The organism is Lachnoclostridium sp. An181, assembly GCF_002160325.1.
Classification (GTDB): Bacteria; Bacillota; Clostridia; order Lachnospirales; family Lachnospiraceae; genus An181.
In genome coordinates, this window is record NZ_NFKJ01000005.1 from 1 (window position 1) to 23,163 (window position 23,163).

The following is a 23,163-nucleotide window of genomic DNA, read 5'->3' on the forward strand; positions in this document are numbered from 1 at the left end:
TAGAAAAGCCAGCTGCCATCTCCAAAAATCTTCTGCAGTTTTCCGCATCCGACATGACTGCGCCGAACATGAAATTATCCTTGATGGTCAATTCTTTTAAACATTTCTTCTGTCTCACTGTAATTCCTTCCAAACACAGAGGAATTCTATAATTTCAGTATACAGTTTCAACTATGTTTTTGCAAGCAAAAAATCCCCGTCAGCAAAACGAGGATCCACAACAAAGTCTATACCATTTTTCTTATACTACCGAACAAACACACCTTCTCACTACCTAAGCAATCTTCCCCTGTATCTGCTCCAAATCTCTCTTTGCATATAGACATACGCTCTGTCATAGACAAACAAACCAATCTGCCCAGCCACAAACACAAGCGCCAAAAAACCGCCGGAAAACGTCCGTCCTCCAAATAAAAGCTCCTGGAAGGCAAACAATACCGGAATGTACATCACATTGAAGAGTATATATTTCAAAATCCAGATCAAACTTTTCTTCTGCATTTTTTCCCGTTTCCCTGCAAGCCGCCAAATGCCTTCCGCAAACAGGATGTATAATCCCATGGCTGCAAATGACAGAACATAAAATTTATTCGGCGCTAAAAGAAAGCCGAGCAAAACATCGGCAAGGTAAAACGCCGCTCCCGCCTTCATTCCAAATTCGCGGATGACAATACCTACAAAATAAGACGCTGCTGCCAGAAGAAACAACGTACTCGTCTCAATGACGCTGCCAAGCGCCATACAGATCACGGACAAGGCAAGCAAAATCCCGCCAAATGCCATTGTCTTTGCTTTTACATGCATGAACAAAGATCTCCTCCCATACATTCACAAAGTGTATCCGCACACCACAGGTCACAGCACATATTTCCTGTACCGCAGGAAGAGCCACGGTTTCCGTATCCGCCGCCAAACGGATTGCTCTGATACTGCTGCCCGTTCCAGCTCAGCTGATTTAAAAGCTGGCGGTACTGCACATTGTTCGGCTCCATATTCACTGCCTGGGCTGCATGCTCCCTTGCAACAATATTGTTTCCGATTCCCGCATTCGCGGCAGCGCTGGCGTAATACCACACAGAAGTTTTGTTCGGCATGCGGTCCAAAAGGTTTAATGCCTCTCTGTAGTGTCTGGAATTAATATAATTAAAAACTGCCTGCATCTCTACATCCTGGTTTCCACCATAGGACCTTCCTCCTGAACCGTAAGATCCATAGCTACGATTTCCCCAACCTCCCCCAGCACGCTGTTTCATGATCTCGTCGTAAGCTTCCTGGACTTCTTTAAATTTCTCCTCTGCCAAGTCCGCAAGCGGGTTATTTACATTCGCATCCGGATGATATTTTCTCGTCAATTCTCTGTATGCTCTTTTTACTTCGTCATCCAATGCATTCTGAGGAACTCCCAGTACATCATAAGGGTTTTTAGACATTCTTCTGTTCCTTTCCTTCTGTTCTTTTCTTTTGGATCGCCCGATAGCGATTCCACACTCCATCATACAATATATTCCGTAAAATGTCCACATCCACAAGGCATGGCAGCTTTTCAAACCTGGCGCTGCACTCTGCGATCATCATACAAAGGATGTCCTGCATCCGCTCCTCATAGTCTTCTTTTTTATACATCTCTCCAAGCGGATTATAACAACCTTCCTTTAAATCCTTCTCCAGATCATCATATGCATCCATCAGATAAATATACTTTCCAAGATAGAAACCAATATCTCGAAGTCTTTCTTCCCACACGTCTTTTTTGTATACAAACAATTCCGCCATCAGACTGCCAAAACACCCTGCCACTTTGTCCAGATCCATACAATTTTCTCTCTCAAGAGCAGACAGCTCCTTTAGCTTTTCGGCGATGACCCTGCTCTGTCTTGGATAGGATCCAATGATCTTCTCTGCCTTTCCCTTTAAGATTCCCTTACCAAAAAGGCCGGACATTTTCTTTTCATCCGACCAGTCATCCTCCAGATGATAATAGGCAAGAAGAACATTCATATCCGCGGCATATTTTGTCATCTCACTTCGCAGCATTGCCTGCTTTTTGACCGGATGCACTTTGCATCTGTGCATCTCTTTTTCTACTGTGCTCTCATACAGGGAAGTCAGAAAAATGACCGCAAACGTCATGTCATAGGTCAGGGTCATCTGACCGGAAAAGCCGTATTCTTCTTTGAGAACCCTGCACAATCCGCAGTAGTACGCCTTATATTTCCGGTAATCTTTTACTTTTAATTCATCTGCATTGATGGTTACATATCCAAACATGATAAATCCTCTATTATTTTGGAATTTTACGAATACGAAAAGTATTTTACCAAATAATAGAGGAAAAAACTATGGAATAAATATTAAATTTTTCTTTTATCTGTCCCGGCGAACCGCTGTGAAAAGTTTCGGTCCGACGATGCATGCTGCAATGATTTTTATGACATCGCCGATCAGATACGGAAATACTCCCAAAGACAGGCCTGCCACAAATGAAATATGCATCTGCGCACAAATCCAGATCGTCCCAAACAGATATGCAACAACTGTTCCCAAAATCATTCCCGCTGCCTCCATGGCAATCTTTCCACGGAATTTTTCCACGAAAAATCCGGAAATCAATGTAAGGAAAATAAATCCGACAAGATAACCTCCTGTAGGTCCCCCAAGTTTTCCGATTCCGCCGGAAAATCCGGAAAATACCGGAAGTCCCACCAATCCAAGAAGAAGGTAAATGGCATAACTGATCGTACTGTATTTCATTCCAAGAACATAGACAGACAGATAAAGAATCAGGTTTGTCAATGAAATCGGAACCGGACTTACCGGAATCGGGATAGAAAACGGCGCAATCAGACACGTGATGGCAGTTACAAGGCCAATGAGCGTCATCTGGCGAGTTGTGAATGTACGTGTTTTGGTTTGCATATGTATTGTCTCCCTTTTTATGTGTTGTTTGTAAGTGTAGTATAGAATAAAGGGGCGCGGATTGTCAACCTTTAGTTTTTTATGGTTTACATTTATCCTCCATTTCGTTTCTCTATCTTTAGTATAAGCCAGGTAAAATTCTCTGCATATTTTGTCTTTGTACATCTACGCTTTTTTATGTAACCTTCCAATAAATAATATAATTGAATTGCAGATTCCCCAGGCTCGCCATCAAATACCCATATTGGAAGATATCCTCTCTTTACCATTAACCCCCAAAAGTGATAATGAGATGAAATTTTTGTTGCACTCAATTCTTGCATTTCCCCTAAATACTTACAATGATATAATTCGTGTCTGGCTTGAAATAATTCCTCTGAGTTTTCCGCCTCCATAAATTGTTTTACTGCATCTAATTTCGAATTTCTCCAACTTTTATATCCAAACACTAACCCCGTCAATGCCGTAATCCACGTCATAACCGCAGAGATTATCGAGATCATAATTTCCTCCTATGTTTTTTATATTGCACTTTCCACCTACAACCCGTATCTTTCAAAAAACCTCTTCCGCATCTCACTCTCTCTATCATCCTTCTTCTCCCACGCCTTTGCTCTCTCCATCTGCATTTTCACATTTCCCCGCCTCTTCGTCCACACATTCTTTGCACGAACAGCCCAAGCCACAGGTAAAAGAAACGGTGTTTTGAGCCATGGAAATACTGTCCGCATAGTCTGATAGGATGGGAACACCACACTGCGAAGGTACGCGGCCTTTGACTTATGCATGAGCATATTGTTCTGTCGATCATTCTCCCGGTTCCCAAAAACGCCGCCGTTTACGATGTACTCCGCAAGCTCCTCCAGTTCGTTTTTTTCTATCGTTTCGTCCTTCTCCCCAAACCAAAGATTTGCCAGGCAACGGATATTCCGCTCAAATGTATCAATTTCCAGCTTTTTCAGCTCATGGTCCACATACTCCCAATCAAGCTTGGGCTGTCTCGAGATTACAAAGATATCCAGCACCATCCGGATTCCGATACCTCCACGGACAAAATGCTCAATCAAATGATATAGTGTAAAAAGATAATGATCCTCCAATGTCATCTCGTATACAAACTGCTTTCCATTTACCGGAACAGCCCTCTCCCATATTCCAAGAAAATACTGAAACGCATCACTCTGCGCTGACAACAGCGTTTTATGCATTTCGACAATGATACTGCCTTTTTGATAATGGTCGTGTTTGGCCGCCTCTCCATCGCATCGGTATCCCATCGATTCCATGGTCATCTTCATTTCTTTTGTCTGTTCCGGCTTATAGAGGATATCCAAATCCCCCATGGTCCTTAACTCTGATGCAGGGTACATTGTTTTCGTCCGGATTCCTTTGAGCGGAATGCAGTAAATTCCTCTTTTTTCAAATTCATCCAAAATATCTTTCACTTCCGCAATCTGCACACTGTCAGCATAGCATGCATGTGCCAACTGTTTAAATATTAGGCTTTTCCACTCCCCCTCCAAAAATCCAGGTCCATACTGCAAAAAAGGAAACATCCCCTGTCTTCCAGCATAGATGCTGATTTTCTTCTTTTCCTCGTCAGACAACGGCGGTAATGCCTGGGAAATTTCCTTATTGCCGAATGCGCATCGAATGATAGCTATCAATTGTTTTTGTTCATTTGTCATATAGCTTAAACTCCCCATCCTTTCTGTGTTTTCCTGTCATAAAGTCTCTCCCAACATTCCACACCCAGATTCCAATCAAGGTCCCCAGCACATTATTGATCACATCATCAATCTCAAACAATCCTATCGCAGTGATACCCTGGAACACCTCAATCGCAAGCGACAAAAACGCCGCTGCTTTTACTATAGCTTTGACTTTTTCATAACTCCTGAAAAAAATTGGCATTAAAATTCCAAACGGAACGAATAAAAGGATATTTGACACAATTTCAATACCAAGAGGGCGGCTGCCCTCAAAAATCGCCTCCCGATATGACCACAAAGGCTCCCATTCAAAGCTTTTCTTTGCACTTCCAATTTCCCTGCCGGAAAGTGTCAGCGCAAACAAAGCACCCATATATCCCCCAAACACCACACAGACGGCAATGGTTTTTGCATTCAACACACGAAATTTTGTTCTGCGCTTTTTCAAAAGCCAAATGAAACCCGCAGTAAACGGAATCAACAATATAAAAATCCAAACTGCCTTTGTCTGTATTTGATTAGCAAAAGTATGAAAAAATTCTTCTACAATCCCCAAATTATTTACTCCCCTGTTTCTCTATGGAAAAACTACTTCCCCTGCTTCTACCTTTCTGCACATTTCAATCACACAAGGTGCTTTTATGACCGCTCCCGGCCCGATGTGCACACCTTCTTCCAGCTTTACATCATGATCCACAACAGCCGCGCAGTTGACAATACAGTTTTCCTCTACAACTGCATTGGTATTTACTACTGCTTTAGGCAGCACAACGGTCCCCTCTTTTATTGTGGCTGATGGACTTACCCACGCTGTTTCATGTATCAAAACAGGCAGGTGGAAACCTGCCTGTCTCAATTTTTCAAACCATTGCATACGAAACACATTGTTTCCGAATGCTGCATGGGCACAGGAAAACTCATTGCGGAATTTCAGATAATCCTCACATTTTCCAATCGCCTTTTCGCTGTTGTCATCTAAAAATTCAATTTTCTCGAACTGTCCAAGGGACATTGCCAGCTCTCTTACAACCTGTCCATGTCCTCCAGCTCCAAGAATCAACAAATTTTCCTTTTTCATTTAATATTTTCTCCATGTCATACGGTTTACAATTCCAACATAAGATTGAATGATTTTTACAACCTTTGTACTTACATTTTCCTCCACATAATCCGGCACCGGAATGCCCAGTGATCCGGCTTTGTTCAATTCCACTGCTGTATCCACTGCCTGCAGAAGAGATTTTTCATCTATCCCTGCCAACACAAAGCAAGCCTTATCAAGCGCTTCCGGGCGCTCTGTGCTTGTACGGATACAAACAGCAGGAAATGGATGTCCTACACTTGTAAAGAAACTGCTTTCCTCCGGCAAAGTTCCGGAATCAGAGACTACCGCAAATGCATTCATCTGCAAATGATTGTAGTCATGGAATCCTAAAGGTTCATGCTGGATCACTCTCTTGTCCAGTTCAAATCCGGATGCTGCCAGACGGTTTCTGGAGCGCGGATGGCAGGAATACAAAATCGGCATATCATATTTTTCCGCCATCTTATTGATAGCAGTAAACAGAGAAAGGAAATTCTTTTCTGTATCAATATTTTCTTCTCTGTGCGCGGACAATAAAATGTATTTTTGCGGTTCCAGGCCAAGTTTTTCAAGAATATCGGATTTCTCAATTTCTTCCAGATTCTGATGCAATACTTCCGCCATCGGGGAACCTGTCACATAGACACGTTCTTTTGGAAGACCGCACTCATGCAGATATTTTCTTGCATGCTCGCTGTACGCCAGATTGACATCAGAAATTATATCCACAATGCGGCGGTTCGTCTCTTCCGGCAGACACTCATCTTTGCAGCGGTTTCCTGCTTCCATATGGAAAATCGGAATATGCAAACGTTTCGCAGCAATCGCAGAAAGGCAGGAATTGGTATCTCCAAGAATCAAAAGTGCATCTGGTTTGATCTGGTTCATCAATTTGTAGGAACAGTTGATAATATTTCCTACTGTGGCACCCAAGTCATCACCTACTGCGTCCATATACACTTCCGGATTTTTGATCTTCAGGTTTTCAAAGAAAATCCCATTCAGATTGTAATCATAATTTTGCCCTGTGTGGGCAAGCACCACATCGAAATATTCACGGCATTTGTTAATGACTGCAGCCAGGCGGATAATCTCCGGGCGTGTTCCCACTATGATGAGAAGTTTTAATTTTCCGTTATCTTTAAATCGGATATCTGAATAATCTGTTCTGATTTCTGTATTTGACATGGTATCCCTCCACTAGTTTTCTTCCACTGGTTCAAAAAATGTATCCGGATGTTCCGGGTCAAACGGTTCGTTCGCCCACATGATCGTCACCAAATCTTCTGTGTCTGAGAGATTGATGATATTGTGCGTGTATCCCGGAATCATTTCCACTGCCGTGATCTCTTCCCCGCTGACTTCGTAATTCACAACCGGATATGGATTTCCGTTTTCATCCTCTCCGATCTTTCTAAGCTGAATCAGGCCACGCCCGGATACTACAACAAATTTTTCATTTTTGGTATGATGCCAGTGCTGGCCTTTTGTGATCCCCGGTTTGCTGATATTGACAGATACCTGACCTCTGTCCGCTGTGCGGAGAATCTCTGTAAAACTTCCTCTGTCGTCCACATTCATCTTGAGCGGATAAGAAAAATTATCCGGTGAAAGGTAGGATAAATAGGTAGCATGCAATCTTTTTGCAAATCCATCGCTCATATTTGGAACAGAAAGTGTCTTACGGCTTTCTTTGAACTCCTCAAGCAAATCTACAATCTCACCCAATGTCCGTTTGAATGTTACCGGACAATAACAGTAATCCTTTTCGTCTCTGTGTTCTTTTCCATTCAGGGCAAGGAACATTTCTTCTATCAGATCGTCTATATATAAAAGTTCCAGTTCTGTGTTTCTGTCATTGACCATGATCGGAAGGTCATTAGCGATATTATTACAGAATGTCGCTACAGCAGAATTGTAATTCGGTCGGCACCATTTTCCAAAAAGGTTTGGGAAACGGTAGATCAACACTCTTGCACCTGTCTCGTTGCTGTAATTTAAAAACAATTCTTCCCCTGCAAGCTTGCTCTTTCCATATTCACTTCCTGCAAATCGCCCTTCCAGGCTTGCCTGGATACTGCTGCTCAACATAACAGGGGCTTTATTTCCATATTTTTTCAATGTATCCAACAATGTAGATGCAAAACCAAAGTTTCCCTGCATGAACTCTTGCTGGTTTTTCGGGCGATTCACACCTGCAAGATTGAAGACAAAGTCCGCATCCTTGCAATAGGTTTCTAATTCTTCTGGTTTTGAATCAATATCATATGTGTAAATGCAAAGGTCGGACGGATTGTCCAGTCCATTTATTTTATGTACACGGTCTTTTCCGTCCCGTACAGCCTCCAGAGCTGCCACCAGATTTTTGCCGACAAATCCTTTTGCACCTGTAACTAAAATTTTCATAGATTTCCTCCCAATGTGCACCTATCTATTTTCCCACTCTTTTAATTCGTTTTGGATATAGGAAAGCTGGAGTAGTTTTTCTTTTACCTGTTCTACATTCAAAAGCTCTGTGTCATTTGAATCAAATTCTGTCATAGAGTTGCGTTTTATATCCCCATCTTTAAAATATTTATCATAATTTAAATCACGTTTATCACATGGCACTCGATAAAAATTACCCATATCAATTGCATTGGCACACTCTTCATTCGTCAGCAAAGTCTCATACATCTTTTCTCCATGTCGGATACCAATGACTTTAATCTCATTATCTGAGTGGAACAGCTCTTTTACTGCTTGTGCTAACACTTGAATTGTACAGGCTGGCGCTTTCTGAACCATAATATCTCCGGATTCTGCATATTGAAATGCAAATACTACCAACTCAACTGCCTCTTCCAGACTCATAATAAATCGTGTCATTGTCGGTTCAGTCACAGTAATTGAATTTCCTTTTTTTATTTGATCAATCCAAAGCGGAATAACAGAACCTCTGGAACACATAACATTTCCATATCTGGTACAGCAGATGCTTGTCTTATCCGGAGACACTGTTCTTGATTTTGCAACGATTACTTTTTCCATCATTGCCTTGGATGTTCCCATTGCATTGACTGGATAAGCTGCTTTATCTGTTGACAAACAAATAATTTTTTTTACTCCCGCCTCAATAGCTGCTGTCAATACATTTTCCGTTCCCAATACATTTGTCTTAACTGCTTCAATCGGAAAAAATTCACAGGATGGTACCTGCTTTAATGCTGCTGCATGGAAGATGTAATCTACTCCATGCATTGCATTTTTTACAGATTGAATATCACGCACATCGCCTATATAAAATTTAATTTTATTGCTAATTTCGGGATATTTAGCCTGATACTCATGACGCATATCATCCTGCTTTTTCTCGTCTCTGGAAAAGATACGGATTTCCTTGATATCTGTATCTAAAAAACGATTTAATACTGCATTACCAAATGAACCAGTTCCACCAGTAATTAATAAAATCTTATCTTTAAACATAACTCTTTTTCCCATAATATGGTTTATTTCCATACAAATCCTTTCTTTAAATATTTGTCTTCAATATTTTTGTCATCTTTTTCTTTTTTGTTTTATCAAATTTAAAATTGTACTACGTTCTTCATGATTTATATATAAGAACACATTCACCAATAATATGGCCAGACACACAATCACAACTGAACCGATAAAAGTCAGCCAGGTGCTACATGGCAAAAAATGTTTAAACAAGTTGGCTATTACAATATTAACACCAGCAATCAATACAAGTTTAACAATCTGCTTGTAGTACACAATTTTCTTTACTTGCAAAAATTTTGCAGAGGCTGAAACAATATAAATTAAGTTCCTAATCACATCAAAAATTGCACTTGTTAATACAATTGCGTATATTCCTAGCCCTGTTACTTTTACAAGAACTATTGTTACTGCTGCACTTATACCGCCTAATATTAGAACAACTATAGAATATGTCTTTACTTTATTAAACACAGTAAACAAATTTGTTAATGCCTGAACCGAGCATGTAAGCAGTAAATCCAAACATGTAATAAGTGATAATGTATAAAGCATATGATTATCTACACTTGGAACCCATAAACGAAAAAATTCACTCCCATAAACAATCAATATAACCAACGGGAAGATCGAAATAAAACCTATGATTTTCATATTGATCTTCATCTGATTTACCAACCCTGAATACTCTTCTTTTGCATAATCTATTACTAGAGATGGCACAAAAACACTAATAACTGTGTTAATTAAATTTAAAATTGCATTCGGTATTACCTTTGCTAAAGACATAATTCCCATGGATACCGGGTCAATAAAAATATTAGTTATAAGCAAGTCAACTCCTGTTAATAAAATTTGACCGGCTCTTCCAATACTTACCCATATGCCAGAACATATCAACTCCCATACTTTTTTTAGGTCAAAATCAGATCTGCTTAATTTTAATTCTGGAATTAATGTTCTTTTATAGTGACAATTAGCGATTATACTGTATATAGTAGAAATCAGCGTTGCAATTCCTTTATAAACTACATTTGGAGTCAAAAAGAAAAATAACCCAATAATAACCACTGCTTGAATTACATACATCTCCATATTTCGCAATGAGGTAAGATATAACCTATTGGTTACAAAAGTTGCTACACCCCAGACACTAAAAAAGGTATTTATAATAAAGTTGAAAAACAATATAGCAAATAGCCATTTCACACTTACAACCAAATTAGGCGAAATAGAAATAAGGTTCTCTAAATTAATAACACAAAAAACGGAAACTATAAACAAAACTAGAGAAATTATAATATTAGCTATAAAAATTGATGTATAATAAACATTCGCTTTTTCTTTATTCCCTTTATGATATTCTAAACTTATAAATCTTCCAGCCATAGAGTTTAATGCAATCGTAATCAGTGATGCATAGGATATGAAATTTGCTGCCAAAGTAACAAACCCATTCGCTTCAGCTCCAATAGTAGCTACTATGTATGGAGACAAGAAGAATCCCATTCCCAAATTAAATGCAAAAGCAATAATACTGCATATCAAATTTAAAGGCATTTTTCTGCTGTCATTCATAGTTTTTCTCTCCTATACATTCTTCTACAAATTTATCTATAATGACTTTTGGATTATACTCTTCTTTCAGCAAATTATTTTTATACCTTTCAATAACCTGGCTGTTCTCCAAAAATTCAATCATTTCTTCAGCAATTGACTTTGAGTCATTCGCTACAATTTTGCCGGTAATTCCATCAACAATTATCTCTCTAGCTGCCGGATACGCTCCGACAATTGCAGGCACACCAAGTAATTGAGCTTCTTTTATGGCCATCCCAAAAGCCTCACTTCTTGACATACTTACGAAACAGTCGCTATTCTTTATGTAAGGAAACGGATTCCTTTTTTCTCCCAATAAAACTAAATCTTTCTCTTTTATTTGGGATTTTATTTCATTGTATAATGTTCCACTTCCTATAATCAACCAGTTAAAACTCACATTACAGTTTTTCTTAATATAATCGTAAATTTCGATTATCCTGTCAGCCCCTTTGTCATACTCCATTCTATTCACAGAAATAAACGTAAAACTTTTGTATGGAGCAATATTTTTTTTGTTAGCCAACTTATATAATTCATTGACATCAAACAAATTAGGCATAACAACATATTTTTTTTGATATCTGCTAAACCTCTCAATCAATTGTTGCTTGACCGCCTGTGACACGCATGCTATTTTATCAAAACTATCCCATAAAAAGTACCATTTCATAATTGAGTTTAGATTCTTTAGTTCCCCATGAACAAATGCCACTTTACAAGTTGCATTAACAGCATATTTCACATATTGATAACATGTCCTACCTTGCCGATATGCTATAGCACAATCATAAGGATTCGTCTTATTTTGTTTTAAACACAGCTTACTCCACAGTTCTCCCTTATTAAAGATTTTTTTAATTAACCCAAGAATAAGTATTTTAAATAAATTCATATGCTTTTTATGTTTCATATTATTTTTATTTAAATACCAAATTTCCTGCCCTCTATTCAATCCTTTTATTTTTACACTTGATGCTAATCCTTGAGGTCTTTCTTCGCTCTCAAAACAAATTATTTCTACTTCATATCCATTTAGTGTCAGAAAATTAGAAAAATTTATCAACGAGGTTGTTATACCGCCCACTTTAAAATTATCAACCACAATAAGAAATTTTGACAACTTTATTCACTCTTTCTATCATATTTAATCCAATTGTTTTTAACTGGTTCTGCTCTGCTTCCTGGTCCCTCTAGTATATTATAACAATCCAATTCTGGTAGATTTTTGACTATTTCTAAGAAATTATTAACAGCATTTGAAACACTCCATGTGTTTGCCAGCGAGTAGTACGCTTCTAATCCATGTGTTTTAGCCAAATCTTTATTATTTAAATAATTGGTAACTTTATCGAATAAATCCTGTTGATCCGGAAAAGAAAAAATACTGCCATTATTTCTATTGATCAAATATTTGGCAGATCCACACGCATGGGAAATCACAAGTGCACACGCACTATTCATAGCTTCATTTACTACCGCTCCCCATCCCTCGTAAAAGTCACTTGTGAACAGAAATATTTCAGATGACTTCATATATCTTCTAACGTACTCTTGCTCCATTGATCCTAATAAATGAACATTTTTGTCTAATTTCTGTTTCGTTAACTCACTTTTTAATTCTTCACTCTGGCCGCTGCCAATTATATTTAATTCGAAATGATAATTTTGTTTCTTTAAATTTTTTGCAAGTTGGATGGCTAGCTCTAAATGTTTACACGGTATATTCCTTCCGACCCAAAGAATAGAGTTTGGTTTTTTATGTTTCCATATCTCTTCAGGATCCAATTGTTCTAGTTCTGGAAAGTATCCCCACTTAAAACATTTATCTACCGGGAACCCACATAGCCTTAGATCATTTGACGCATATGCACTTGCACAGAGCACCCAAAAGGATTTCTTTCTGTATCGTATATAACCATCATAAATTTTTTTATAAGTAATTGGGATAAATCTTCTCCAAGTACCCTTTTTTAATGATCTTTCACAGAATTTAAAGGTTATCTTATTTTTTTTCAATCTGTTTTCCAAATAAATGTTAGGAGCAGCCCCATGTATAACTACATCCGCTGTTTCAGCTAATTTTAATGCATATTCATAGTTTGTTTTACTAGAGTATGCTTTTAATACAAATGGATATTGACTATCTAAATCTTGGTATTGCATATCCAATCGCTCTTGTGGTATTTTTTCACATGCCACAAAAGTAAATTGTATCTCACTGTGTTTTGAAAACTCGATACATAGCGGCAACTGATGTAAGTTCAAAAAATTTGAATAAAAAACTATCTGCATAATATACCTCTTATTTATCCTTCGCCAATCTTTTTATGCACTGCACAGCTTTTCTATAAATCCTGTATTTCAAACTGTTTCCACAATACAAATTTACTAAAGCAGCAAAATTGTCTTCGGACAATCTTTTAAAAAATTTTTCTCTAAATAAATTATTTGCAGCCGACAGTTCATATGCTGCATTCATTGTTTGTGCTATATCTAATGGTAATTCCTTTAACTCAACACGAGAAACCCGTTTCAATATATTGTTGCCCTGCGCTGTATTTGCAAATACCAAAGAAAGCCCCTTATCATCATACCAATCAGGATGCACTTTCTCTATGCCCCATGCGTCCCCCAATGTAATATCACTTTCGTAACATCTCTTATATTTACAACGGTAACATGATCTCCTCAAATATAAGTTTGACAGAAATCCCTTTATAAATATGTTGGCATTGTCTTTATCAACATATGATATGCCATCATATATTAACCTCGTAGATGACTGTCCCCACCCATTCTCTTTGTCTCTGAAAACTACTTTATTTAACTTTTTATTTGTTCTGTTTTTACAGATTTTCAAATATTCATCCCAAGCTAATCCCGAAGGAACACCATGACATATAAAATCACATGTTATCAAATTGTTGTAATATATCCTTAAATAACTTTTTAAACCAGCTACTATACACGGGGTGCCTACAAATAAAACCGGTTTTCCCTTTTTCAAAGCAACTTCTACCTCTTGAAATATCCCCTCTTTTTCACTCTCCACATATTTTGATCCTTGCAGTAACTTTAATTCTTCAATTGTATCTATCCCCCTATAGACAACTCTACAGCTTTTTTGTCTCATCTCAACGCCATAGACTTTACCATGTTGTTTAAGAACTTCAGCGGCAACTGCATGAAACATTCCGCCAGAGCTACTTTGTTTTCTTACATTTTCATCAGCATTAAATCCAACAAAAGCTTTTATAGGAACAAAATCTTTTTTATTTGATTTCATCTGGGGACAAATTTTTTGGCATAATCCACATTGAACACATTCATCTCCAATTTGGGGATAATAAAAACCTTCTTTATCTCTGTCAAAAATAATACACTGCTTTGGACATATATTCACACAAGCTGAACATCCAGTACAATCTTCTCTACTACACAATTCCATGATTGTTCTAAACTCCTATTTCTTTTAACACATTCTTCGTTTCCAAAGCCTTTCCCTTCATAAGCGGTATTTGATGTTTTAAAGTCTCTTTTATTTCACTTTCCTTTTCTAGCATAAACTTTAAAATTTCCACCAAATCATCCGAAGTTTTAATCTCTTCTCTACTTGTAACAAAATTTTCAGATCGTCCAAATATATCAATTGCAATATTAACAGATTTAACGGAATATCCGATAACATGAGTCGGAATTAACGATGAATAGCCAGCTATACTTGCATGGGTCCTATGAGCAATTAAAAATCTAGCTTGGGAAATGATAAACTTTAATTCTTTACAATGTAATTTTTTATCTACAATCGAAACCCGATTATTGTTTTCAAATGATCTATAGACTAACTTGGCCGACCGCATGTCCTCATCGCAGTCAGTAAATACATGTGGAACCAAGCATATTTGCATATCTGTTGTCTCTAATACTTTTTTTATAAATGGAACATAATTTCCAATTAAAAATTCATCATTACCAACCGGGTTTATACACAACGTGTTGCCTGTCACAAAATTATCCGGTAATTCACACTTTTCTGTCTTTAAATTAAATGCTGTATCTGGACATAAACTAATGTTCTTACTTTCTACTCCAACAGAAATTAAATCTTCATATGTTCTTTTTTCCCTTGCAACAATTTTATGAAACTGTTTAAAATTCTCTACCATCGTTTCATTGAACATACTCTTGTCTACAGTACATCCCCATAATATTGTCTTTGCCTGTTTTCTTTGTGCCTCCTGCTGCAGTCCATAAAATTGCATAGGATTTTTGCAGCAATATGTATCTCCACCAATAAACAAACATAAAGTTTCATGATCCAACCTGTCAAACAATGGTCGCTGTATATGTCTTTGGCCCAACTTGTAATTTTTAAAAACCCTGTTCCAAAAATATGCTTCTCCCCGTTCCACTATATTGTGATAATTTGCATAACTAATAATATCCATTTTTTTATCCAGTCCCGCATCTTTATCAGCCTTTTCATTATATGTGAACAAGGTTATAGGAATATCACTGTTTAAATCTCTAATAATATCATAGGTTGATTGAATAATTGCCTCACACCCACGATTATTGCTACCCGTATTTCCACATAAAAATATTTTCTTTATCATGTCAATGCTTTCCTCTCTTAATTAGTTTATAAAATCTATTTATCATTTTTGGATAAAAGGAAATTACTAATAATACATATTTATTTTTTTTACTCAAAAATTGATTATTTTTTATATTATTTCTGCTCAACTTTATTTGTTTTAAGCACCTTAAATAGAATGAATTATCTTTATTCATAATATTTGAAGGGAGCAAAAGCATATAGTTTAACACTTGTACATAGTATAAATTTTCAGCACAAGGCATTAAATCAGGATAAATATTTTGGGCTAATTCCATTCCATATTCCGCATTTTTTACCATATCAACAATAGTTTTCGAATATCCCGAATTCGAAATGCTTCCAGATCTTATGAAATAGTTATATCCAATTTCTGCTACAAATTCTATCCCTTTAATTTGAGGCAAAAGTTCAAACATGAAAACTAAATCCTCGTTACATATATTCTTCTTAAATCTCAGTTTTTCTAATATATGTTTTTTGTACAACTTTGTGCATGCGCTTACATCGCCTTCAAACAAATACAGCTCCCTCAAAAATTCTTTGTTGCTGATAAATGCATCTTTTTTTCTTTTTACTGCAGATGGAAAAAAAGTATTGTTTTCATCAACCCTTCTATAACCTATGTTGACAACCTCTGCATCGGTGTTCTTTATTTTATTATAAAGAATTTGATACATTTCCTTCTCTATAAAATCATCACTATCTACAAATCCAATGTATTCTCCCTGTGCAATATCCAATCCAGCATTTCTGGCATCACTTAATCCGCCATTTTGCTTATGAACAACAACAATACGGGAATCTTGTTCTGCCAGATTGTCACATACCTGTCCGGATCCATCTGTTGAACCATCATCTACCAAAATAATCTGCAAATTAAGATACGTCTGATTACATATAGATTTAACACATCTTTCTAAATATAATTTCACATTGTATACCGGCACAATAATACTGATTAAATCTCCCATTTTCATTTTACTCCCTTAATTCGAAATTTTTATATCTCATTTGACAAAAATGTTCTGTATGGAATAAAAGAACTAAAGTTTGAATAAAAACGATATACATACAGCAAAAGACAACACCCAATAATAATTAATAATAATATCTTTTGGTTTTCTTTCTTCTTTGGATGAACGATTGTTTCAGCAAAAAGGGCTATAGTGGCAAATAGAAAGTAATAACTTGGTCTTTCTGCTGTTCTTGTAACTAATCTTGCAATCCAAAAAAAGAGTGCTATAAGATTCGTATTAAACAGGGCTCTGATTTTTATATCGTCAAAGTCATCTTTTAAGTAGTACCATGAAAAACCTGTAATAAGAATCATAATAAGCAAAAATATACCTCCATTACCCGTTGATTCTATCTGATAAGTATAATCAAGCGCTTCTCCTATATACGCCTGAACCCTATCTAAATTTAAAATCAGGATAAATGCCAGAATGGAATAAATAATAATATTTTTTATATTGACCATTCTATTTACAATAAAATACACAAAGATATAAAAAACAGCACTTTTATGAAAGGTAAATGCCAGCAATACAACGAGCAAAAATGGAATAAACTTTCTTTTCTTCGCGAATTCAAAGCCCAACAAACATATACACATTGCTAAAGATTGGCGCAAGCCTGAAAGCATAAACGTAAACAACCCCAATGTTACATATAAGAACACAAATAAAATGGGCTGCTTACAGTTTTTATATGCAAATATACCGATACAAAGCATACAGATAAAACTGCAAATAGAAAAAAATACAACCTCATTCGTAGAGATAAATGAATTAATAAACTTACTAAAAAGCAAATATCCTTTTTCCATTCGTGTATCATCGAATAGTTCGCTCCACGGTATTTGTTGCAATTCTTTAAATCGAGCTATATAAACCCCAGTATCAGCTCCGATTGACTTATTACGCAAAGCAATCATTAAACCAATCGGTAATATTGCTAAAAATAAATATATCCAATTTATTCTCACAAATATAGTTGAATTTTTACAATTTTTTCTGTATCCTATAGAAATCTGTTGAGCGACTAGGAATAAAACAATTGGAAAAATGGCTATAAAAATATATGGTATCATTCTGAACTCCTCTCTAGCTCTTCACTCTTACTGCATGTATATATTCACGTTTTGGCCAGAATCTAAAAATCTTAAATCAAGTGTTTAAAAATTAAGTTTTTCATATTTTCTCTGTACAATCCATTACTAAACAATTCATATGCACGCTTTTTGCATTTCTCAGCATAAAAATCTTTTCCATTATTCTTTACTGCTTTTATTGCATTCACTATGCCTTTTACGTCCCCCTCTTTTACTACCACTCCTGTTGTTTGATCAATGATTTCCTTTGCCCCGCCGATATCATAAGTTATCACCGGAGTTCCACACGCGATAGATTCTATATCAACTGTTGGAAACGTATCAGCTAATGACAAATTTACAAATACATCCGCTATAGAATACAGCTCTGACATTCTTTTTGGACTGTGTACATATGAAATTCCCGTTGCAATCCCTTTCAGTGTTTCAGGCACTTTTGTATCGCCTATAAGCAAAACATGGATATTCTCAATATCACGTATCGCTTTTATCACCTTTATATTTTCTTCTTTTACCCATTTAGATGCAAATCCTAAAATAACAAACTTAGCCTCAATCCCAAAAGATTCTCGTAAATTGCTGTTTCTATAATGAAAAGTTTTTGTATCTATTCCATTATATATTACCGATATTTTTTTGTCTCTTAAAAAGGACCTCTCAACAAGCTTTTTAAGCCAAATACAAGGTGTTACAATTTCCAGATTTAACTTTGAAAACAGTTCTTTTTTTAAATTCCAATTAAATCTACTTTTATCTAGAAAATAGCTTTTCGGATATTGTTTCAACCCAGGGCATTTTCCACACCCCTTTATCCATTTTTCACATCCTAATGTTTCAAAATGTGAACAATGTCCTGTAAAATCCCAACAATCATGCATATTAAGCACAACCGGAATCTGCTTTTCTGCAAAATAATCAAGCAGCAATTTTATATTAATATAAAATCCATGTAGATTATGAATATTGACAATATCAGGATCAATTTCCTTGATTTTTTTCAAAATCTCTTTTGTATTATGCACATCCTGCATTGCATGTTTTCCTGAAATCCGAGAACCAATAATGCTACACTTTTGCTTTAATGCTGTTGTAGTGGCAATCACATTCTTTTCTTCTTTTTTCTTGATTCCACAGATTGCGTAGCACTCTATATTTATATCACTAAAATAATCAAAAAGCCCTGCTACGATATTCCCCGTACTGCCTTCACGAAAAACAGAATTGATAAACAGTATTTTATATTTCTTCATTCAAATTCTTCCTTTTCACTGCTATACGATCATCACCAGGCAAAGATATATTTTTCCCCTCAACATGTCGAGAATTCATTATTATCTTTGCATACTCATCCATCTCATCATAAAATTCATGCCCCATTACAATTTCAGGGTCTATTGCGATAAATTGAAAACCTACATTCATGCATTTTGGAGTTTCAGTATAAAATCTATGTACTTTATTCAAGTAGGCTGACCCAGACAAAACGCCACTCAAAACATCCAGCATCACTGCAATACCATATCCCTTAAACCCGGCCATCGGCAATACTAAGCCCCCCATTGCTTTATCAGGATCATTTGTTGGCAATCCCTCTGAATCTGTTGCCCATCCATCAGGTAATAATTTCCCTTGTTCTTTATATTCTTTAAATTTTGACTTTGCAACCATGCTGCTGGCCATATCCAAAATAAGAGGTTCTCTATTTCTCATTGGTACTGCTATCGATAAAGGGTTTGTCCCAATTAATTTATCTTTTCCACCAACAGGAGCCATCTGCGCTGGACTGTTGGAAAAAGCAATCCCAATACATCCTGCTTTCGCTGCCATCATAGTATAATAAAATGCCGGACCGAACGTGTTATTATTTCTGCTTATTACAGTAAATATTCCATTTGTTTTACTTTTTTTTATAGCATACTCCATACCATAAACACCTGATATTATTCCTATTGTATTATTGCCATCCATTAAGCAAAACGAAGGACTTTCTTTCAATATTCTAATTTCATGCTCCAAATTAAAACAGCCTTTTTTTATTTTTTCAACATACACGTCTGTCAATCGGGAGCCATGAGAAGTCACTCCATAAATGTCTGCAGTAACTAAACAATCCGCTATTACCTGTGAATGTTCTGTATCAATCCCAGCTTTTACAAATTTATTGATAATTTCTTCCCTTTTCATTTTCTTATTCCTTTGCTGCCTCTTTTAATGTTTCTACAAAAATACGTTTAATATCTTTTTCATTATGGTTTTTCCTACCACATTCAAATGCATTTCTTCCGTATTTTTGTATTAAATCCCTTTGAACAATTAATTTTTGCAATTTGTCTTTAATTTGTTGATATTCCGTGATTACAATTCCCGCATCATTTTCTTTCAAATATTTTATAGGAGCAATATCTTTATCTCCAATCGCTAAAATGCACTTTCCACTTTTGAAATAGTCAGTCAGTTTTGTTGAGAATGATAACCGTGCCATATATCTATACTTTTTCTCCAACGCCTCAACAAACACTACTATATCTGCTGCTTTCTGAATTTCTGCCACCTTATCCTTTGAAACACATCCACAATATTTACAACCATTACTGTTAAGAAACCGCATTACTTTTTCATTTACCACATCTGGTGAATAGATATCTAATGTAATTTTTATCTCTTCTTTATTAATTTCTGCTAATGCTTTTGAAATCTCTGCTAAAGCTCTGTCTCTTCCAATAACTAATTTACCTGTATAGACCATTTTAATCGGAGAACTGATTACAGCATTTTCATATTTTAATTCATCATAATCAATCCCCTTTGTTAGTACAATACTATGAATGTTAAAGTTAGCCTGTATTTCATCGGCTTGCATTTTAGTAATAGCAAACATTTTTGTACAATGGATAATGAGATTTTTAACTGCTTTCCTCAAAAAAAACCGATGAATATAAGCTAGAGGATTATAGCCACATGGCTTGTATGAATAATTATCATCCCACATATAACATACATACGGCTTTTTAAATTTCCTTATAACATATAATTGAATAATCCCCATATATATAACTGGATAAATTGGTACAAAATAAATATCTGGATTAAAATCTTGGACAAACTTATCTAATGCCTTTGTTTTCCACTTTCCAAAAATCCAAACCAGTTCCCTTAATACTCTCAATAGCCAGGAGCTTTTTTTTCTAGCTACCGCATATAAACGTTTTTCCTCTTCATAGGCTTTAGAGTATTGAGTTTCTTTAGTGTTCTTTACCTCACATCCAACTTCTTTTCTATTAAGTACGCTCTTTATAACTGCATTTTCAGATATTTGAAAAAATTTATTGCAAACCGGTGTGTCAGGCAAATCTGATCTTGTGTAGATTTGAGCAACTTTTTCTGGATTCCAGTATTTAAACAGATCTGTCTGTGTATGAATACCACTATCTTTTCTCCATGTACTAAGTGAAATTGCTAATACTTTCGGATAATTATCATTCATGTTTTCATTTTATGACGCATCTCAAAAATCAGCGTTCATTTTCCCTTTCCTTGAATTAAATATAAATAACATTATAAGTTTTAATCTCTCAATTAGATTTATTTAAAATTTACTTTAGCACTTTGGCAAAATGTTGGTTTTATAATCAAGCCAAATATTATGTAACATTATTTTTCTATCAAAATATTGTATGGCTCTATTTCTTCCATTTTCCGAATATTTTTCCCTAATGGATTCATTTTTCATCAAAAATACCATTTCTTTTTCTAATAAATCTATATTTTTTACGGGAACAAGACTTCCTGAGATTCCCTCCTCCACAACTTCACTTGGGCCTGGGACATCTGTTGTAATAATTGGCGTACCCATTCCCATAGCCTCCTGCAGCACTTTCCCAAATCCTTCCCTATATGTTGGATGAACCAAAACATCAAACGCAGCCATATATTGGGCAACTTCCTTGGATGGAACATTGCCTGCAAAAATAACGTGGCTATTATTTTTTGCCCATGCAAGCAATTCTCCGTCAACCGGATTCGACTCGTCCTCCATCCCTACTAACAATAGTTTAACATTTGCATATTCCTTTACAATACTGCGAAACGCTGTTAAAAGTTCATTGATACCTTTATCACGATTCACCCTGCCAACAAATCCAAATACAAAAGAGTCCTCCAGTATTTTCCATCTATCTCGTATTTCTTTTTTATATATATCTTTTTTCTCTATATCATATTCTCTTAAATCTATTCCTATTGTTCCTCCTATCCCTATCACTGATATTTTTTTAGGTGAACATAATCTTTCATCAATTGCAAACTGCATATTTTTAGGACTTTGACTCCTAACATCTGTGGACAGAGAACACGTAATTTTTTCTAAATATTTAAATAGTGTTCTTTTTTTCCCTTCAAAACTAACATATCGCAATCCGCATTGATTATATAATCTAACCTTAACCCCTGCCATTTTACCAGCGATAGCTGCATATAACGATGCGTTAGGGCTCGTATATTGTATAATATCAAATTTGTTCTTTTTAAATATTTTATAAAACTGAAAAATTGCCTTTATTGCTCCAAGAACGTCTAATCCTCTTTCCATTTTTATAGAGTAACAGCTTGCATAATAACTATTATCATCTATGAACCTCTGATCCATATCACAAATCAGAGAAATGTCAAATCCATTTTCCCACAAGTGTTTCATTGACGCTGTAACAAACCATTCCATAGTTTTTGAAATAGTTGTGATAGCACATATCTTATATTTTTTCATTACTCTTTATTTCCTCTACAATTTTATCAACTCGTTTTATAACTTCTCTTCTATTAATTTCAAATTCCTGTTCTGTATATTGGGATACTTCTTTTTCTCTCATACGAATCTCTTTTATCCCATTTTCAAAATCCTGTTTAATCATAGATAAATCTTTTATATTATTTGCGTTACAAAATGATCTTGAAAGTATAGCCAAAGAAGATTGCAGTCTATAATGTTCACTTATTACATACTCTGCCGGCAAATATCCATGGCCTAATCTTGCAATTCCACCAAATCCATATTTTACCCCTGCTCCAGAAAGTTTTCTACAGATATTCTCTACTGTTCCATCAGCCAACAGTTCAAACATAAAATTCTTACCATATGCTAAATGTAAATCATTTAATCCTATATGTACTTCATCAATTCCTGGCAGATTTAATATTTTGTCAAGATGCTCTACTGCTTCTTTTGTCTCAAGCAATAACATTGTTTTACATCTTCCATTCACTTCCTTAATAAAATATCGAACCTCATCAGAAGTCTTAAAATAAGGCAGCATTATATAATCAGCCCCTGCGCAAATGGTGTTTTCAATTTCGTCACTAGTATTTTTATGAATTGGATTTATGCGTACCTGCAATGCTGCCCTAGTTATCAATGGACGTAACCTTTTTATATCCGCAATTGTATGGTATGATTTTACAGTATCAAGACCTTTTTGTCTTTGCTCTTTCCCTATATACTCCATGTCAATCCAAATTCTATCCACACCTGACTCCTGGGCAAGTCTTGCCACATCAGGTCTGTTAGTTATATACATTAATTCTAATGCCATAATTCAAGTTCTCCTTAACAGTACTGGTGCTATGCATCATTATC

23 protein-coding genes are annotated in these 23,163 nt (G+C 35.9%); all 23 read right to left on the reverse strand.

Annotated elements, in window-relative coordinates; genetic code table 11:
- Positions 1–270: 270 nt before the first annotated feature.
- Entirely contained in the window at positions 271–804 is a 534-nt protein-coding gene (locus tag B5F18_RS04595; protein ID WP_087156502.1) for a hypothetical protein, read from the reverse strand.
- Positions 795–1,430 carry a J domain-containing protein gene (locus B5F18_RS04600; protein ID WP_087156503.1) on the reverse strand — a complete coding sequence of 212 codons (636 nt, stop codon included), beginning with the start codon at positions 1,428–1,430 and terminating at the stop codon, positions 795–797. The genes B5F18_RS04595 and B5F18_RS04600 overlap by 10 nt, the downstream gene beginning before the upstream one ends.
- Positions 1,423–2,268: a DUF5685 family protein gene (locus B5F18_RS04605; RefSeq protein WP_087156504.1), complete on the reverse strand. Its 846-nt coding sequence runs from the start codon at positions 2,266–2,268 to the stop codon at positions 1,423–1,425. Before B5F18_RS04605 ends, B5F18_RS04600 begins: the two co-directional genes overlap by 8 nt.
- A 96-nt stretch (positions 2,269–2,364) precedes the next feature.
- A complete protein-coding gene (locus B5F18_RS04610; protein WP_087156505.1) occupies positions 2,365–2,916 on the reverse strand; it encodes a biotin transporter BioY in 552 nt (183 codons plus the stop codon).
- A 92-nt stretch (positions 2,917–3,008) separates the two neighbouring features.
- Entirely contained in the window at positions 3,009–3,419 is a 411-nt protein-coding gene (locus B5F18_RS04615) for a hypothetical protein (RefSeq protein ID WP_087156506.1), read from the reverse strand.
- Positions 3,420–3,455: 36 nt separating this feature from the next.
- The gene (locus tag B5F18_RS04620) at positions 3,456–4,604 is read right to left on the reverse strand and encodes a nucleotidyltransferase domain-containing protein (protein WP_162607535.1); all 1,149 of its coding nucleotides are present in this window, start codon (positions 4,602–4,604) and stop codon (positions 3,456–3,458) included.
- Complete coding sequence (locus B5F18_RS04625; RefSeq protein ID WP_087156508.1) at positions 4,594–5,184, reverse strand: VanZ family protein; 591 nt, start codon at positions 5,182–5,184, stop codon at positions 4,594–4,596. Before B5F18_RS04625 ends, B5F18_RS04620 begins: the two co-directional genes overlap by 11 nt.
- Before the next feature lie 21 nt (positions 5,185–5,205).
- Positions 5,206–5,706, reverse strand: a complete 501-nt coding sequence (locus B5F18_RS04630; RefSeq protein WP_087156509.1) for an acetyltransferase — start codon at positions 5,704–5,706, stop codon at positions 5,206–5,208.
- Entirely contained in the window at positions 5,707–6,900 is a 1,194-nt protein-coding gene (gene wecB, locus B5F18_RS04635) for a non-hydrolyzing UDP-N-acetylglucosamine 2-epimerase (protein WP_087156510.1), read from the reverse strand.
- 12 nt (positions 6,901–6,912) lie between these two features.
- The gene (locus tag B5F18_RS04640) at positions 6,913–8,118 is read right to left on the reverse strand and encodes a capsular polysaccharide biosynthesis protein CapF (RefSeq protein ID WP_087156511.1); all 1,206 of its coding nucleotides are present in this window, start codon (positions 8,116–8,118) and stop codon (positions 6,913–6,915) included.
- Positions 8,119–8,139: 21 nt separating this feature from the next.
- A complete protein-coding gene (locus tag B5F18_RS04645; protein ID WP_087156639.1) occupies positions 8,140–9,180 on the reverse strand; it encodes a polysaccharide biosynthesis protein in 1,041 nt (346 codons plus the stop codon).
- 72 nt (positions 9,181–9,252) lie between these two features.
- A complete protein-coding gene (locus tag B5F18_RS04650; RefSeq protein ID WP_087156512.1) occupies positions 9,253–10,776 on the reverse strand; it encodes an MATE family efflux transporter in 1,524 nt (507 codons plus the stop codon).
- Positions 10,769–11,920 (reverse strand): glycosyltransferase, encoded by a 1,152-nt coding sequence (locus B5F18_RS04655; RefSeq protein WP_087156513.1) that lies wholly within the window; start codon positions 11,918–11,920, stop codon positions 10,769–10,771. The genes B5F18_RS04650 and B5F18_RS04655 overlap by 8 nt, the downstream gene beginning before the upstream one ends.
- Positions 11,921–11,922: 2 nt before the next feature.
- Positions 11,923–13,092, reverse strand: a complete 1,170-nt coding sequence (locus tag B5F18_RS04660) for a glycosyltransferase family 4 protein (RefSeq protein ID WP_087156514.1) — start codon at positions 13,090–13,092, stop codon at positions 11,923–11,925.
- A 10-nt stretch (positions 13,093–13,102) separates the two neighbouring features.
- Positions 13,103–14,248, reverse strand: a complete 1,146-nt coding sequence (locus B5F18_RS04665; RefSeq protein WP_087156515.1) for a Coenzyme F420 hydrogenase/dehydrogenase, beta subunit C-terminal domain — start codon at positions 14,246–14,248, stop codon at positions 13,103–13,105.
- A 7-nt stretch (positions 14,249–14,255) separates the two neighbouring features.
- Complete coding sequence (locus B5F18_RS04670; protein WP_087156516.1) at positions 14,256–15,416, reverse strand: polysaccharide pyruvyl transferase family protein; 1,161 nt, start codon at positions 15,414–15,416, stop codon at positions 14,256–14,258.
- 1 nt (position 15,417) lies between these two features.
- Positions 15,418–16,392, reverse strand: a complete 975-nt coding sequence (locus B5F18_RS04675) for a glycosyltransferase family 2 protein (protein ID WP_162607536.1) — start codon at positions 16,390–16,392, stop codon at positions 15,418–15,420.
- 29 nt (positions 16,393–16,421) lie between these two features.
- Positions 16,422–17,513, reverse strand: a complete 1,092-nt coding sequence (locus B5F18_RS04680; RefSeq protein WP_087156518.1) for an EpsG family protein — start codon at positions 17,511–17,513, stop codon at positions 16,422–16,424.
- A 71-nt stretch (positions 17,514–17,584) separates the two neighbouring features.
- Positions 17,585–18,784 (reverse strand): glycosyltransferase, encoded by a 1,200-nt coding sequence (locus B5F18_RS04685; RefSeq protein WP_087156519.1) that lies wholly within the window; start codon positions 18,782–18,784, stop codon positions 17,585–17,587.
- The gene (locus B5F18_RS04690) at positions 18,771–19,718 is read right to left on the reverse strand and encodes an Ldh family oxidoreductase (protein WP_087156520.1); all 948 of its coding nucleotides are present in this window, start codon (positions 19,716–19,718) and stop codon (positions 18,771–18,773) included. The genes B5F18_RS04685 and B5F18_RS04690 overlap by 14 nt, the downstream gene beginning before the upstream one ends.
- Positions 19,719–19,722: 4 nt before the next feature.
- On the reverse strand, positions 19,723–21,018 hold the full coding sequence (locus tag B5F18_RS04695; protein ID WP_087156521.1) for a hypothetical protein: 1,296 nt from the start codon (positions 21,016–21,018) through the stop codon (positions 19,723–19,725).
- Between the two features lie 114 nt (positions 21,019–21,132).
- Positions 21,133–22,296 carry a glycosyltransferase family 4 protein gene (locus B5F18_RS04700; protein WP_087156522.1) on the reverse strand — a complete coding sequence of 388 codons (1,164 nt, stop codon included), beginning with the start codon at positions 22,294–22,296 and terminating at the stop codon, positions 21,133–21,135.
- A complete protein-coding gene (locus tag B5F18_RS04705) occupies positions 22,283–23,119 on the reverse strand; it encodes an aldolase/citrate lyase family protein (RefSeq protein WP_087156523.1) in 837 nt (278 codons plus the stop codon). Before B5F18_RS04705 ends, B5F18_RS04700 begins: the two co-directional genes overlap by 14 nt.
- Between the last annotated feature and the right edge of the window lie 44 nt (positions 23,120–23,163).

What these genes read in the sequence shown, in the direction of transcription:
- B5F18_RS04595 (WP_087156502.1), bottom strand. Translation starts at nt 804, where the DNA reads ATGCATGTAAAAGCAAAGACAATGGCATTTGGCGGGATTTTGCTTGCC.
- B5F18_RS04600 (WP_087156503.1), bottom strand. Translation starts at nt 1,430, where the DNA reads ATGTCTAAAAACCCTTATGATGTACTGGGAGTTCCTCAGAATGCATTG.
- B5F18_RS04605 (WP_087156504.1), bottom strand. Translation starts at nt 2,268, where the DNA reads ATGTTTGGATATGTAACCATCAATGCAGATGAATTAAAAGTAAAAGAT.
- B5F18_RS04610 (WP_087156505.1), bottom strand. Translation starts at nt 2,916, where the DNA reads ATGCAAACCAAAACACGTACATTCACAACTCGCCAGATGACGCTCATT.
- B5F18_RS04615 (WP_087156506.1), bottom strand. Translation starts at nt 3,419, where the DNA reads ATGATCTCGATAATCTCTGCGGTTATGACGTGGATTACGGCATTGACG.
- B5F18_RS04620 (WP_162607535.1), bottom strand. Translation starts at nt 4,604, where the DNA reads ATGACAAATGAACAAAAACAATTGATAGCTATCATTCGATGCGCATTC.
- B5F18_RS04630 (WP_087156509.1), bottom strand. Translation starts at nt 5,706, where the DNA reads ATGAAAAAGGAAAATTTGTTGATTCTTGGAGCTGGAGGACATGGACAG.
- wecB (WP_087156510.1), bottom strand. Translation starts at nt 6,900, where the DNA reads ATGTCAAATACAGAAATCAGAACAGATTATTCAGATATCCGATTTAAA.
- B5F18_RS04640 (WP_087156511.1), bottom strand. Translation starts at nt 8,118, where the DNA reads ATGAAAATTTTAGTTACAGGTGCAAAAGGATTTGTCGGCAAAAATCTG.
- B5F18_RS04645 (WP_087156639.1), bottom strand. Translation starts at nt 9,180, where the DNA reads ATGTTTAAAGATAAGATTTTATTAATTACTGGTGGAACTGGTTCATTT.
- B5F18_RS04650 (WP_087156512.1), bottom strand. Translation starts at nt 10,776, where the DNA reads ATGAATGACAGCAGAAAAATGCCTTTAAATTTGATATGCAGTATTATT.
- B5F18_RS04660 (WP_087156514.1), bottom strand. Translation starts at nt 13,092, where the DNA reads ATGCAGATAGTTTTTTATTCAAATTTTTTGAACTTACATCAGTTGCCG.
- B5F18_RS04665 (WP_087156515.1), bottom strand. Translation starts at nt 14,248, where the DNA reads ATGGAATTGTGTAGTAGAGAAGATTGTACTGGATGTTCAGCTTGTGTG.
- B5F18_RS04670 (WP_087156516.1), bottom strand. Translation starts at nt 15,416, where the DNA reads ATGATAAAGAAAATATTTTTATGTGGAAATACGGGTAGCAATAATCGT.
- B5F18_RS04675 (WP_162607536.1), bottom strand. Translation starts at nt 16,392, where the DNA reads ATGGGAGATTTAATCAGTATTATTGTGCCGGTATACAATGTGAAATTA.
- B5F18_RS04680 (WP_087156518.1), bottom strand. Translation starts at nt 17,513, where the DNA reads ATGATACCATATATTTTTATAGCCATTTTTCCAATTGTTTTATTCCTA.
- B5F18_RS04685 (WP_087156519.1), bottom strand. Translation starts at nt 18,784, where the DNA reads ATGAAGAAATATAAAATACTGTTTATCAATTCTGTTTTTCGTGAAGGC.
- B5F18_RS04690 (WP_087156520.1), bottom strand. Translation starts at nt 19,718, where the DNA reads ATGAAAAGGGAAGAAATTATCAATAAATTTGTAAAAGCTGGGATTGAT.
- B5F18_RS04695 (WP_087156521.1), bottom strand. Translation starts at nt 21,018, where the DNA reads ATGAATGATAATTATCCGAAAGTATTAGCAATTTCACTTAGTACATGG.
- B5F18_RS04700 (WP_087156522.1), bottom strand. Translation starts at nt 22,296, where the DNA reads ATGAAAAAATATAAGATATGTGCTATCACAACTATTTCAAAAACTATG.
- B5F18_RS04705 (WP_087156523.1), bottom strand. Translation starts at nt 23,119, where the DNA reads ATGGCATTAGAATTAATGTATATAACTAACAGACCTGATGTGGCAAGA.